Genomic DNA, 13,054 nt, shown 5'->3' on the forward strand with positions numbered 1-13,054 from the left:
GCTGAGGGAAAGGGGCATCGTGCGGGTCATCGCAGCGGAGAACCGGGTCGTCTGGAGTGCCAGCGACCTGAAGCTGGCAGCGGAGTGCGAGTTCGCCTGGGCACGCGCGCTCGATGCCAAGCTCGGCCGCGTCCCCGCCGTGGAGGAGCCCGAGGACGCGACGCTCGCCCGCGCCGCCCAGCTCGGTGACGTCCACGAGCTGGCCGTGCTCGCCCGCCTCGTCGACGAGCTCGGCGAGTCCGTCGACGGCGGTGCCGGGGTCGTCACGTTGCCCAAGGTCTCGTCCGCGGATGCCGAGGCACTGGCGACAGCCGCAGCCGACACCGAGCGCGCACTGCGCTCGGCAGCATCCGTCGTCTTCCAGGCCGCATTCTCGACCCCCGAATTCGTCGGATTCGCCGACTTCCTGCGCCGTGACACCGACGGCAGCTGGCGCGTGCAGGACTCAAAGCTGGCGCGCACCGCGCGCGCCACGGCGCTCATGCAGCTGGCGGCATACGTCGACCAGCTCGACCGGCTGGGCGTGCCTCGTTCCGACGAGGTCGACCTGCTGCTCGGTGACGGCAGCACGAGCACCCACCGCGTCGACGACATCCTGCCACTGTTCCATGTCCGGCGTTCGCGCCTTCGCGCGGTGATCGCCGATCGGCGCATCGGCGACGGCGCCGCCGGCGAACCGCTCGCCTGGGGAGACGACCGCGGCGACCTGCAGATCACGGCGTGCGGACGGTGCGCGACCTGCGAGGAGCAGGTGATCGGGCATCGCGACCTGCTCATGGTGGCGCGGATGCGGCCGGTGCAGCGGCAGCGGCTGCGTGCCGCCGGCATCCTCACCATCGACGAACTCGCGATCGCCGCCGATGCTCCCGACGGCATGAATGCCGACACGTTCACCGCGCTGCGCGCCCAGGCGCGGCTGCAGGCCGGAGTCGCCCCGCTGCCGGGCAGCATCCCGCCGTTCGAGCTCGTCTCTCCGCACGCCATCAGCCTGATGCCGCGCCCCAGCCACGGCGACCTGTTCTTCGACTTCGAGGGCGACCCGCTGCACACCGAGCCGACGGCTCCCGGCGAGAAGAACGAGTGGGGCATCGACTACCTGTTCGGCTGGGTTGACAACGCCGAGCAGTACTCCGCCCTGTGGGCGCACAGCTTCGCCGACGAGAAGCAGGCGCTGCTCGACTTCCTCGAGTTCGTGAAGCTGCGGCGGCAGACGCACCCCGACCTGCACATCTACCACTACGCGCCCTACGAGACCGCGCACCTGTCGGCCATGGCGGCGCGGCACGGCGTCGGCGAGGCCGACGTCGACCGGCTGCTGCGCGAAGGCGTGTTCGTCGACCTGTACCCGATCGTGCTGCGCTCGGTGCGCGTGGGATCGCGGTCGTACTCGATCAAGAAGCTCGAGCCGCTCTACATGGGCGAAGAGGTACGCACCAGCGACGTGCAGAAGGGCGACGAGTCGATCGTCCAGTACGTGCACGCGCGTTCGCTGCTCGACGCCGGGAAGGAAGCCGACGCCCAGGGGATCCTCGACGACATCGCCGACTACAACCGCTACGACTGCGTCTCCACCCGGCGACTGCGCGACTGGCTGATCGGCCTCGCCAAGCAGGCCGGAGTGCTGCCCGCTCCGCCCGATGACCCGCAGACCCGGGCCTACGAGCCGTCGCCGCTCAGCCTCGCGCTGCTGGCCGAGGGACAGCAGGCCGTGCAGGCGGGCCGCGACGGAGAGGTCTTCCGGGTCGCCTCGGCCGCGATCGACTACTTCCCGCGCGAGGCCAAGAGCTTCTGGCAGGGTCACTTCCAGCGGCTGCGCGAACCCGTCTCGATGTGGGAGTCGACGCGTGACGTGCTGCGCATCGACGCCGGCTCCAGCGCGGTCGCGGAGGACTGGGGGATCGGCGAGGGGCAGCGCACCCAGACCCGGATGCTGCGGCTGCGCGGCGAGGTCGCTCCCGGCAGCACACTCGGCGTCGGCGGGCGGCCGTTCGCGCTGTACGCGGTGCCGACCCCGTTCGACGTCACCGCGCCGTCGCGGGTGATCCACGTGCCGCACGAGGTCGAGATCGCCGAGGTGCTCGACGACGGCTATCTCGTGCGCGAGCGCACCGTGCAGGGACAGACCTGGGACGAGCTGCCCATCGCACTCGCACCGGCGGCACCGCCGAACGTCGCCTCGCAGCAGGGGGCGATCGAGGAGTGGGCCGCGGCCGTGCATCACGCGGCGCCGGGATTCCCGCAGGATGCCGCATCCGACATCCTGCGCCGGGCGGTGCCGCGCACGCTCTCGGGGCAGCCGCTCCCGCCGGCAGGGGATGACATGGTCGACGCGATCGTGCGCGGCGTGCTCGATCTCGACCGCAGCTACGTGGCCGTGCAGGGTCCCCCGGGCACGGGCAAGACGTACACCGGATCACAGGTGATCGCGCGACTCGTGCGTGACCACGGCTTCCGCATCGGGGTGGTCGCGCAGTCGCACGCCATCGTCGAGAACCTGCTCGACCGGGTCGTCGCCGACGGCGTTCCCGCAGCCCAGGTCGGCAAGGCCCCCAAGAACGGCGACGAGGCCGAACACGCCTACACGCCGCTGCGCAAGGACGGCATGGCCGCGTTCCTCGCCGACCACGCCGAGCACGGCGCGGTCGTGGGCGGCACGGCATGGGACTTCAGCAACACCCGCCGCGTCGACCGGGGCGGGCTCGACCTGCTCGTCATCGACGAGGCCGGGCAGTTCTCGCTCGCCTCGACGATCGCCGTCGCCGCCGGTGCCCAGCGACTGCTGCTGCTGGGTGATCCGCAGCAGCTGCCGCAGGTGAGCCAGGGCACGCATCCCGAGGCCGTGGACACGTCGGCTCTCGGCTGGGTCATGGACGGCGACTCGGTGATCGACCCGGCCCACGGCTACTTCCTCGCGAAGTCGTGGCGCATGCATCCGGAGGTCGCCCGGCCCGTGTCGTGGCTCTCGTACGCGGGGCGGCTGGCATCGGCATCGGGCGCCGAGCGGCGCACCGTCGAGGGCGTCGATCCGGGACTGCACGTCGTGCCCGTACGGCATCGCGGCAACGCGACCCAATCGCCCGAGGAGGCGGCGGAGGTCGTGCGCATCGTGCGCGATCTCATCGGCCGGCGGTACGTCGACGGGATGACGGATGCCGCGCCGCGCCCACTGGCGCAGGACGACATCATCGTCGTCGCGCCCTACAACGCGCAGAAGCAGCTCATCCACGACGAGCTCGCCGCCGCCGGCTTCGGGGGAGTGGCGGTCGGCACGGTCGACAACTTCCAGGGCAAGGAGGCGGTCGTCTCGATCACCTCGCTCGCGGCATCCAGCGGCCGTGACGCTCCGCGCGGCCCGGAGTTCCTGCTGCTGCAGAACCGCCTGAACGTCGCGATCTCCCGTGCGATGAGCGTCGCCTACCTCGTGCACTCACCCGCACTGCTCGATGACCTGCCGTGGACGCCCGAGGGCGTGGCGCGGCTGAGCGCCTTCGCCCACCTGGTCGGCGCGGACAGTGACTGAGCGCCCGCGCGTGAACAGCGAGGTTGCCGGCGTGCACACCGTCGATGACATCATGCGGGCATCCGCGGCCTGGGTCTGGTTCCCGCGCGACAGCGATCAGGTGAAGTCCGAGCTGCAACTCGTCCGCTACCCGGAACGCTTCGGCGGCGGGGTGCGGGGATCGCAGGTGGAGTCATCTCTTGGTGCCGCGGACGTGCTAGACCATGCCGTCGAGCGCACCCGCGCCTGGGGCGAGAGCAGGCTGACCTTCTGGACCAACGCCTCGGACAGCCCCGACCTCGAGGGTGAGCTGCGACGCCGGGGCGCGGAGCACATCGACACGGTCGCGGTGTTCGCCAGGCCCATCGACGGTCTCTCCGTCGAGGCGCCTCCGCACGTCACGGCCGAGGTCGTGCGCACGCTCGAACAGGTGCGCGAGGTCGATGCCGTCAACGTGCCGGTCTGGGAGCAGCGTCCGCTCGACGATGAGGGGCTGCAGGAAGAGCTCGCTGAGGTCGTCTCGGGGCTGGAATCGGGCGAGGGCGCGCGGGTGCTCGCCCGCCTGGACGGCGTCGCCGTCAGCACCGGCGGGTGCACCATCGTCGATGGCTTCGTGCGACTGTGGGGCGCGGCCACCCTTCCCGAAGCGCGTGGACGCGGCGCCTACCGCGCGGTGCTCGCCGAGCGACTGCGCGTCGGGGCTGAGCTCGGTGCGACCACGGCCCTCGTGAAGGGTCGCATCTCCACGTCCGCCCGCATCCTCGCCCGCGCGGGCTTCACGCACATGGCGACGAGCGTGCCTACGTGCTCGAGGTCGCGTAGCGCCGCGCCCGCGGCATCCGCGTCGCCCGACGCGCCCGCTCCCCGTGTGAGAAACCACTTTTCGCGTGGGAAACCACGGCAGAACGCGTTTCTCGTGCGGAATGTGGTTTCTCGGCGAATGGGGGCGCGGCGCGGGAGGGCACGCGGGGCGCGTCGCGTGGGTCAGACGGTGCCGTAGAGGCGGTCGCCTGCGTCGCCGAGTCCGGGCACGATGTAGCCCTTCTCGTTGAGGCGCTCGTCGAGTGCGCCGAGCACGAGGGTCACGTCGCGGTCGCCGACGAGCTTCTCGATCGCCTCCACACCCTCGGGGGTGCCGAGCAGGCAGATCGCGGTGACGTCCTTCGCACCGCGGTCGAAGAGGAACTGGATCGCCGCGCCCAGCGAGCCGCCGGTCGCGAGCATCGGGTCGATGGCGAAGCACTGCCGGTCGCTGAGATCGTCGGGCAGACGCTCGGCGTAGGTGGTGGGCTCGAACGTGGTCTCGTCGCGCACCATGCCCAGGAAGCCGACCTCGGCCGTGGGGATGAGCTTGACCAGGCCCTCGAGCATCCCGAGCCCGGCGCGCAGGATGGGGACGACGATCGGCCGCGGCTCGGCGATCTTCACGCCGGTCGTCTTCGTGACGGGCGTCTGGATCTCGATCGGGGTGACCTTCACGTTCCGCGTCGCCTCGTAGGCGAGCAGGGTCACGAGCTCCTCCGTGAGCTGACGGAAGACCGGCGACGGTGTCTTCTCATCCCGCAGCACCGTGAGCTTGTGAGTGATGAGCGGGTGATCGGCCACATGAACGCGCATGATTACAGGCTACTTCCCAGTGGCCCGAGCTCGCGCCCCGGCTTCGCGTCGGGCGCGCCACGCGAGAGGATGGGGATGCAGCACGCACGGAGGGACCGACCATGATCAGCGCGTACGACGAGCCGATGTGCCGTGCCCTCGTGCTCGCAGCCGAAGCGGGGGTCGCCGGGGATGTGCCGGTCGGTGCAGTCGTGCTCGACCCGGATGGACGGGTGATCGGCGAGGGGCGAAACCTGCGCGAGGTCACTCACGATCCGACCGGTCACGCCGAGATCGTCGCGCTGCGCGCCGCCGCCGAAGCGCACGGCGGCTGGAACCTCGAAGACCACACCCTCGTCGTCACGCTCGAGCCGTGCGTGATGTGCGCCGGCGCGATCCTGCAGGCTCGCATCGGCCGAGTGGTCTTCGGGGCCTGGGATGACAAGGCCGGTGCGGCGGGATCCATGTACGACCTGCTGCGCGACCGGCGGCTGCCGTACCGCGCCGAGGTGGTCGGCGGCATCCGCACCGAAGAGGCGACCGCCCTGCTGCGCGACTTCTTCGAGTCCCGGCGCTGAGCGCGCCCACCGCGTTCGCGGGTCCCGAATGGCGGGCTCGCGACCCCGCAGGTCGCCACATGGGACCCGCGAGGACGAAGCTGCGGGACTCAGCGCGCCGCGACGGCGGCATCCGCGAGTCGCGCGACCATCGTGAGGTACCCCTGCGCGTGTTCGTCGTAGTACCCGATGTGACGGATGCCGCGGTCGTCGACCGACGTCTGCGAGGAGTGTCCTTCGACGGCCAGGCCGACGACGGTGCTCCCGTCGATGCCTGGCGCCTCGCCGCCGTCGCACTCGTACACGACCACCCCGCGGATGTCGCGCGGATCGAGCGGATGCTGTCCCAGCCGTCCGAGTGGGGCGATGCTGTCGTTCGCGCCCTCGGTCGCGTACATCACCAGCTCACCGCGCGCGATGGCATCGGCCATCGCGACACCGGCGGCGTGCGTGACCCCCGCCGAGGCGATCGAGAAGGCGGTGTGCACGTCGTCGCCGATGCCCATCGCGAACAGCTCGCCGAGCAGGGTCGACGAGTACGAGTAGGCGGCGACCGCGATGTGCGCACGGGCGTTGCGCAGCTGCATGCGGTCGATGTCCACCGCGAGGCGTGCGGCCCCGACCGTGGCGTTCCTGGTCGCCAGCGCCGAGGTGTGGGTTCCCGAATCCCACGCGAACCACGCGACGGTCGCCACGTTGCGCGGCTCGCCCCGTGCGACACACGAGCGGATGATGTCGACGCAGAGCCGCTGCGCGGCATCCGCCCATTCCGGGAACAGCGTGAGGTCGGTCTCGATGCCGTGCAGCACGTAGACGACGAGGTCGGCGGCCGCCAGGTCGCCGAACGCGACGACGGCGTGTGGTCCCGGCGCCGCCATCGTGAACGACTCCAGGTGCGCCTGGGAATCCTTCTCCAGCACGGTCAGCACGTTGCGCAGCTGCTGCTCGGTGAGCGGCGGCAGGTCGCCGCGCGCCAGCTCGGCGCGCAGATCATCGATCATCGCGTGGGTCAGTCGGAGGACTTGAAGACGAACGCATCCGTCGACGGCTCGGGGTCGAGCGCCGGACGGTAGATGTCGGGCTCGAGATAGACCACCCGGGCGGCGGGGACGGCAGCGCGGATGCGGCGCTCGATCGCGTCGATGTCGGATGCCGCATCACGCACCGACTTGTCGGCGGTGAGCGCGATCTTCGCCGCCACCATCAGCTCGTCGGGGCCCAGGTAGAGCGTCTTGATGTGGATGAGCTTCTCGACTTCGGGTCCGCCGGAGATCGCGTCGACGACGCGGTCGAAGTCGGCGCGGCTGGCGCCCTCGCCGACGAGCAGGCTCTTGGTCTCGTAGCCGAGCACGAGGGCGATCAGGATGAGCAGCAGACCGATCAGCAGGGTGCCGATGGCGTCGAAGACCGGGTCGCCGGTGATGACGCTGAGCCCGACGCCGAAGAGGGCGAAGACGAGGCCGGTCAGGGCCCCGGTGTCCTCGAGCAGCACGACGGGAAGCTCGGGCGCCTTGGAGTGCCGTACGAAGGCGATCCAGGACTGACCGGGCTCGCGCACCTTGTTGCTCTCCTGGATGGCGGTGCGCAGCGAGAACGACTCGAGCACGATCGCGATGACGAGCACGGCGATCGGCAGCCACCACCAGGTGTGGTCGAGCTCGTGCGGGTCGATGAGCTTCTGCACGCCCTCGTAGACCGCGAACAGGCCACCGAGCGAGAACAGCACGATCGAGACGACGAAGGCCGAGACGTAGCGCTCGCGGCCGTAGCCGAACGGGTGGTCGCGGTCGGCCTCCCGGCGGGCGCGGCGTCCGCCGAGCAGAAGCAGCAGCTGGTTGCCCGAGTCTGCGACCGAGTGGATCGCCTCGGCGAGCATCGACGCCGAACCCGAGAGCGCCCACGCGATGAACTTCGCCACGGCGATGCCCATGTTCGCCAGGAATGCCGCGATGATCGCCTTGCTGCCACCGGATGCGCTCATGGCACGAGTCTACGTCGCGCTCCCCGTCCGGTCGGAGTACGCGGCCGGGGCGACCCGGGCGGCTCGTAGGATGGCGGCATGGTCGACTCGCTTCCCTCCCTCGCATTCCTCGGCGCCGGCTCGATGGGCGGTGCGGTCCTGCAGGGGGTCGTCGCCTCGGGCGTGCCGGTCGAGGGCGGCATCACCGCCACGAACCGCACGCGCGAGAAGGCCGATGCGCTGGCGTCGCTGCCCGGCGTGACGAGCATCGCCCTCGAGGAGAACCCGGCGGGGAACACGGATGCCGTGGCCACGGCGCGAATCGTGCTCGTGGGCGTCAAGCCGGCGATGGTGCCGGATCTGCTCCGCGAGATCGCCCCCGTGCTGCGCGACGACGCGATCGTCGTGAGCCTCGCCGCCGGAGTCAGCCTCGCGACCTTCGCGGATGCCCTCGGCGCGGACGCGCACACCGTCCGCTCGATGCCGAACACCCCGGCGACGGTCGGACGGGCCCTCACCGGAATCGCCGCCGGACCCGCAGCCACCGCGGAGGACATGGCGCTGGTGCGTGCGCTGTTCGAAACCGTCGGCGCAGTCATCGAGATGCCGGAATCGCAGATCGATCACCTCGGCACCGTCTCGGGTTCCGGTCCTGCCTATGTGTTCCTGCTCATCGAGGAACTCACGAAGGTCGCGGTGGGGATGGGATTCTCGGATGCCGATGCCCGCCTCATGACCGCGCAGACGTTCATCGGTGCGGCCGCGCTGCTCGAGGCATCCGGCGAGGACCCGGCCGAGCTGCGCCGGCGCGTCACGAGCCCCAAGGGCACGACCGAGCGTGCGATCGCGGTGATGCAGGAGGCGCGCCTGGATGACATGTTCGCCCGTGCGACCGCTGCCGCGCTGGCCCGCTCGAAGGAGCTCGCCGCCGGCGCCTGACCTCTTGGGTCCCTGAGGCTCTCGAAGGGCCGATCCTCGACAACCCGCCCGTGGGTCCCTGAGGCTGTCGAAGGGTGGGTGCTTCGAGAGCCTCAGCAACCCAGCTTCTTGGGTCCCTGAGGCTCTCGAAGGGCCCCAAACCACGACAACCGAGCTCACCGAATGTGCGCGACCACCGCGTTGCAGAAGTCGTCGACGCGCTCGAGGTGAGGGGAGTGGCCCACGCCCTCCCAGTTGAGCTCCGTGACCCTGCCGCCGGCGGCGGCGTACGCGTCGAGCACGTCGCGCGTCTGCGACACCATCTCCTGCGCGGGCGCCACGTCCGCACCCGGCCACCCGGGGATCACTCCCAGCGCACCGAGGTGATTGAGGTCGAAGAACGACGCGTCCGAGACGATGGCATCCGCGGTGCCGTGTACCCACAGCACCGGAGGCTTCTCGGCGAGATCGACGATGCCTGCCGCATTGAAGTACCGCGGCGCCATGGTGTTCAGGATGCCGCTGCCGCCGGCGGCGAAGCCCGGCCAGCTCTCGCTGGCGACGGAGTCGCCGGGGTAGCCGCCCTCGTCGGTCGAGGTGGTGAGCATGGATGCCACCCAGACATCCTCGTGCGGGGACGAGTACCCCTCGGAGACGTAACTCGAGCGGAAGACGTTGCGCGGCGAGGTGGCGGCCTCGGCCGAAGTGTCGCCGTCACGCAGTCGCTGGATGAAGTCGGGATTCGCGCCGCCCCCGCCGCATCCGGCATCGTCGTCGGTGAGACGCGATCCGTCACGGCGGGTGCCGCCGAACCCGTACGGCGAGACCGGCGCCTGCAGGGTCAGGGTGAGCACGGGGTGGTCGAGGGCGTACTGCATCACCACGCCGCCACCCATCGACCAGCCGACCAGATGTGCGGTCGGGATGCCGAGTTCGGCGAGCACCGACGCGACGTCGTCGCTGTAGTCCCGCAGGCCGCGGGTGGCGTCCACCGGCAGGTGCTCGCTGCCCCCGAAACCGCGCAGGTCGACCGCGAGCACTCTGAGGTCGTCGGGCAGGGCGAGCATCGCCTCCTGCCACAGCAGCGCCGAGGAGACGTTGCCGTGCACGAGCACGACGGTGCGCTCGGGCACGGCATCCGTGTCGTCGCCGGTGCGTTCGAGCACGTGCGCGGCGAGCCGTGGCGTGCGGACGATGCGCGCGGTGATGCCGTCGAAGAGCAGGGAGTCGGGGGTGGTCATGGCCGTTCCTTCGCGCCTGGACGCGACCTCGACGTCGCGTGCTGAGCACGACTCTAACGCGACTCCGCGCGAATGTGAATCAGCTTTCAGGTTAAGGGCCCGCGTCAGCGGTCGAGGCTGGCGAAGCGCTCGATGTCGCTGTTCGTGCCCGAGACGATGATGAGGTCGTGGTTGGTGACGACGGTGTTCGCCTCTGCGTAGCGGAACGGCTTGCCGGGGCTCTTCACGCCGACGACGGTGACCTTGTACTTCGTCCGCACGCCCGATTCGTTCAGTCCCACGCCTCGGATGAACTTCGGCGGGTACATCTTCGCCAGCACGAAGTCGTCGTCGAAGCGGATGAAGTCGAGCATCCGGCCGCTGACCAGGTGCGCCACGCGCTCGCCGGCCTCGCGCTCGGGGTAGATGACGTGGTTCGCCCCCACGCGGGCCAGGATCTTGCCGTGCGACTGCGACACGGCCTTGGCCCAGATCTGCGGCACCTTCAGATCGACGAGGTTGGCGGTGATGAGCACCGACGCCTCGATCAGCGAGCCGACGGCGACCACGGCGACCTGGAAGTCCTGGGCGCCGATCTGACGCAGCGCGTCGATGTTCCTGGCATCCGCCTGCACGGTGTGCGTGACGCGCTCGGACCACTTCTGCACGAGGCCGAGGTCCTCGTCGATCGCGAGCACCTCGCGGTCGAGCCGATCGAGCTCTCCGGCGCAGGCGGCGCCGAAGCGTCCGAGTCCGATCACGAGAACCGGCGCGTCGCCGCGAACCATCTCAACCAACGATCGGCCTTTCCACGGGCAGCGAATAGAGCTGCGAACGGGACGTCGCGGCGACCGCCGCGGCGAGTGTCACTGTACCAACGCGCCCCATGAAGATAGTCAGCGCGAGCAGGTACGAGCCGGAGTCGGGCAGTTGCTCGGTGACGCCCGAGCTGAGGCCCACCGTGCCGAAGGCCGAGATCACATCGAACAGCACCTCGACGACGGGGAACTTGGTCAGCTGGGTGATCGCGATCGTGGAGATCGCGACGATCGTCGCACCCCACGCCACGACCGACAGCGCGACGCGCTGCACGTCCGAGGGGATGCGGCGCCCGAAGGCCTCGACCGATTGACGCCCCTTCGCCTCCGACCAGACGGCGATGGCGAGCACGGCGAGGGTGGTCACCTTGATGCCGCCGGCGGTGGATGCCGAACCGCCGCCGACGAACATGAGCATGCACGCCACGAGCATCGACGAGCCGTTCAGGTCGGAGATGTCGATGACGCTGAAGCCGCCGGAGCGTGTCATCGCCGACAGGAAGAACGCCTGCACCGTCGTGTCGACGGCATCCATCGATCCGAACGTGCGGGGGTTGTCGTACTCCAGCAGCAGGAACACCGCGGCGCCGGCGAAGAACAGCAGGATGGTCGTCACGAGGGTGAGCTTGGAGTGCAGCGACCAGCGCTTCACGTGCCACACGTGCTTGGCGAGCGTGTAGATGACGGGGAAGCCGATGCTTCCCAGGAAGACGCCGGCCATCAGCAGGAAGAGCACGAGGTAGTCGTCGCCGAAGACGGCGACGCCGCCGTCGTTGGGGGCGAACCCGGTGTTCGTGAACGCCATCGCGGCGAAGTAGGGTGCCTCCCACAGTGCCGAGAAGGGATCGACGCCCGCCATCACCAGTGCCGGGTAGAGCAGCACGGCGAGGGAGCCCTCGATGATGAGGGCCGAGAAGGCGACCGTCGTCAGCAGCTGGCCGACCTCGCCGAGCCGCACGGTCTGGCTTTCGTTGACCACGCCGCCGTGGGCGCGCAGCGGGTTGGTGTCGCCGGCGGCCATGAGCTTGGCGCTCAGTCCCAGGCGCTTGGAGATCACCAGTCCCATGAGCGAGGCGAGCGTGAGCACGCCCAACCCGCCGATGTTCACGCCGATGAAGATGACGACCTGGCCGAACCCCGACCAGTGCGTGCTCATGTCGACGGTGGCGAGTCCGGTGACGCAGATCGTCGAGACCGCCGTGAACAATGCGTCGCTGAGGGGCGTGACCGTGCGGGATACCGAAGAGATCGGCAGCGATAGCAAGCCGGTGAACACCAGGATGAGGGTGGCGAACACGACGATCGCGAAGCGCGAAGGCGACGAGGTGACGACGTGCTTGATCCGCTTGGCGACCAGGCCCACCGGGGTGCGCTGAGAGGATGCCGACATGGTGCCCGACATCGATCCCCCTCCTGCTGTGCATGCGACGGCCGTTGCCGGATCTCCGCAATCGTACTCCGTGCGCAGGGTCGCCATGCTAGGCGACTCACCCGGGCGCCGACTACCCTGATGGCATGACCGACATCTTCGATGTGATCGCGGACGGCACGAGGCGCGACATCCTCCAGCTGCTGCTCAGCCGCTCCAGCGAGAGCGATGCCGGCACCAGCGTCACCGAGATCGTGAGCGAGCTGGGCGTGAGCCAGCCGACCGTGTCGAAGCATCTCAAGGTGCTGCGGGAGGCCGAACTGGTCACCGTGCGCGAAGACGGTCAGCGCCGTTTCTACAGCCTCGCCGTCGAGCCGCTGGAGGTCGTCGACGACTGGCTGGTGCCGTTCCTCGTCGACGCCTACGGCGATCAGGCCCCGCAGATCACCCTTCCTGCGGCCCCGCTGCCAGACAGTGCCGCGCACGCGGCCGAGGTGGTCGGCCGCGCCGCGGCATCCGCCAAGCACGCGGTGGCGAGCGCGTTCAAGCGCCGCTGAGCGTCACCGCCGCGCCGCCCCTCACCGCCGAGCCGCCTTGCGGCGGAACAGCCACGCGCCCCAGACCGCGGCGATCACGAGGATCAGCACGCACCACAGGACGGCCAGGATCGGCTCGCTGTCGACGGACGTTCCCATCAGCAGTGCCCGGATGCTCTCGACGATCGGCGTGATCGGCTGGTGCTCGACCACCGGCTGCAGCCACTCCGGCATGCTCACCACCGGCACGAACGCGCTCGAGAGGTACGGCAGGAACAGCAGGACGAAGCCGTACCCGTTGGCGCCCTCGGGCGAGCCGGCGGCGAGTCCGATCGCGGCGAAGAGATACGTGATCGTGAGGATGTAGAGCGCGATCAGTGCGGCCGTCAGCATCCAGTCTCCGAACGTGGCCGTCGGCCGGAAGCCGACCAGCACGCCGACGCCGATCACGACGGCGGTCGCGACGATGTTGCGCAGCAGGCTCGCCACGACGTGGCCGGTCAGCACGGCGTCCGCGCGCAGCGGCATGGTGCGGAACCGGTCGATGATGCCGGTGCGCATGTCGTTGGCGACGTGCCGGA

Annotated in this window: 12 protein-coding genes; 5 read left to right on the forward strand and 7 right to left on the reverse strand. The window is 70.0% G+C overall.

Annotation, left to right across the window (positions count from 1 at the left end; all coding sequences use genetic code 11):
- Nucleotides 1-19: 19 nt before the first annotated feature.
- A complete protein-coding gene (locus tag H7694_RS02420) occupies nt 20-3,520 on the forward strand; it encodes a TM0106 family RecB-like putative nuclease (protein ID WP_193597966.1) in 3,501 nt (1,166 codons plus the stop codon).
- 10 nt (nt 3,521-3,530) lie between these two features.
- A complete protein-coding gene (locus H7694_RS02425) occupies nt 3,531-4,499 on the forward strand; it encodes a hypothetical protein (RefSeq protein WP_227468250.1) in 969 nt (322 codons plus the stop codon).
- Here the strand turns inward: H7694_RS02425 and upp are convergent.
- Entirely contained in the window at nt 4,484-5,116 is a 633-nt protein-coding gene (gene upp / locus H7694_RS02430; RefSeq protein WP_193597967.1) for a uracil phosphoribosyltransferase, read from the reverse strand. The genes H7694_RS02425 and upp overlap by 16 nt on opposite strands.
- 125 nt (nt 5,117-5,241) lie before the next feature.
- Between upp and H7694_RS02435 the strand changes: the two genes are divergently transcribed.
- On the forward strand, nt 5,242-5,673 hold the full coding sequence (locus H7694_RS02435) for a nucleoside deaminase (RefSeq protein ID WP_413782931.1): 432 nt from the start codon (nt 5,242-5,244) through the stop codon (nt 5,671-5,673).
- A gap of 89 nt (nt 5,674-5,762) precedes the next feature.
- Here H7694_RS02435 and H7694_RS02440 read toward each other — a convergent pair whose 3' ends face one another.
- Nucleotides 5,763-6,653 (reverse strand): alpha/beta hydrolase, encoded by an 891-nt coding sequence (locus H7694_RS02440; RefSeq protein ID WP_193597969.1) that lies wholly within the window; start codon nt 6,651-6,653, stop codon nt 5,763-5,765.
- Between the two features lie 8 nt (nt 6,654-6,661).
- A complete protein-coding gene (locus H7694_RS02445) occupies nt 6,662-7,633 on the reverse strand; it encodes a cation diffusion facilitator family transporter (protein ID WP_193597970.1) in 972 nt (323 codons plus the stop codon).
- A gap of 78 nt (nt 7,634-7,711) precedes the next feature.
- Here H7694_RS02445 and proC point away from each other — a divergent pair, with 78 nt between their 5' ends.
- Complete coding sequence (proC, locus tag H7694_RS02450; RefSeq protein WP_193597971.1) at nt 7,712-8,551, forward strand: pyrroline-5-carboxylate reductase; 840 nt, start codon at nt 7,712-7,714, stop codon at nt 8,549-8,551.
- A 155-nt stretch (nt 8,552-8,706) separates the two neighbouring features.
- Here the strand turns inward: proC and H7694_RS02455 are convergent, their stop codons facing one another.
- The 3 genes from H7694_RS02455 to H7694_RS02465 form a co-directional block, all read right to left on the reverse strand.
- Nucleotides 8,707-9,771 carry an alpha/beta fold hydrolase gene (locus H7694_RS02455; RefSeq protein ID WP_193597972.1) on the reverse strand — a complete coding sequence of 355 codons (1,065 nt, stop codon included), beginning with the start codon at nt 9,769-9,771 and terminating at the stop codon, nt 8,707-8,709.
- Nucleotides 9,772-9,875: 104 nt separating this feature from the next.
- Nucleotides 9,876-10,538, reverse strand: coding sequence for a potassium channel family protein (locus H7694_RS02460; protein WP_413782932.1), 663 nt, complete (start codon nt 10,536-10,538; stop codon nt 9,876-9,878).
- Between the two features lies 1 nt (nt 10,539).
- Complete coding sequence (locus H7694_RS02465; protein ID WP_193597974.1) at nt 10,540-11,970, reverse strand: TrkH family potassium uptake protein; 1,431 nt, start codon at nt 11,968-11,970, stop codon at nt 10,540-10,542.
- 113 nt (nt 11,971-12,083) lie between these two features.
- On the opposite strand from H7694_RS02465, the gene H7694_RS02470 reads away from it, so the two are divergent.
- The gene (locus H7694_RS02470; protein WP_193597975.1) at nt 12,084-12,494 is read left to right on the forward strand and encodes an ArsR/SmtB family transcription factor; all 411 of its coding nucleotides are present in this window, start codon (nt 12,084-12,086) and stop codon (nt 12,492-12,494) included.
- Between the two features lie 21 nt (nt 12,495-12,515).
- Here H7694_RS02470 and H7694_RS02475 read toward each other — a convergent pair whose 3' ends face one another.
- Nucleotides 12,516-13,034, reverse strand: coding sequence for an ABC transporter permease (locus H7694_RS02475; RefSeq protein WP_193597976.1), 519 nt, complete (start codon nt 13,032-13,034; stop codon nt 12,516-12,518).
- Nucleotides 13,035-13,054: the final 20 nt, after the last annotated feature.

This window comes from Microbacterium sp. YJN-G (assembly GCF_015040615.1).
Classification (GTDB): Bacteria; Actinomycetota; Actinomycetes; order Actinomycetales; family Microbacteriaceae; genus Microbacterium.

Bases quoted from the DNA above. Each gene is read 5' to 3' on its own strand.
- H7694_RS02465 (WP_193597974.1), bottom strand. From the start codon at position 11,970: ATGTCGGGCACCATGTCGGCATCCTCTCAGCGCACCCCGGTGGGCCTG.
- H7694_RS02470 (WP_193597975.1), top strand. From the start codon at position 12,084: ATGACCGACATCTTCGATGTGATCGCGGACGGCACGAGGCGCGACATC.
- H7694_RS02460 (WP_413782932.1), bottom strand. From the start codon at position 10,538: ATGGTTCGCGGCGACGCGCCGGTTCTCGTGATCGGACTCGGACGCTTC.
- H7694_RS02455 (WP_193597972.1), bottom strand. From the start codon at position 9,771: ATGACCACCCCCGACTCCCTGCTCTTCGACGGCATCACCGCGCGCATC.
- H7694_RS02440 (WP_193597969.1), bottom strand. From the start codon at position 6,653: ATGATCGATGATCTGCGCGCCGAGCTGGCGCGCGGCGACCTGCCGCCG.
- H7694_RS02435 (WP_413782931.1), top strand. From the start codon at position 5,242: ATGTGCCGTGCCCTCGTGCTCGCAGCCGAAGCGGGGGTCGCCGGGGAT.
- upp (WP_193597967.1), bottom strand. From the start codon at position 5,116: ATGCGCGTTCATGTGGCCGATCACCCGCTCATCACTCACAAGCTCACG.
- H7694_RS02445 (WP_193597970.1), bottom strand. From the start codon at position 7,633: ATGAGCGCATCCGGTGGCAGCAAGGCGATCATCGCGGCATTCCTGGCG.
- proC (WP_193597971.1), top strand. From the start codon at position 7,712: ATGGTCGACTCGCTTCCCTCCCTCGCATTCCTCGGCGCCGGCTCGATG.
- H7694_RS02475 (WP_193597976.1), bottom strand. From the start codon at position 13,034: ATGCGCACCGGCATCATCGACCGGTTCCGCACCATGCCGCTGCGCGCG.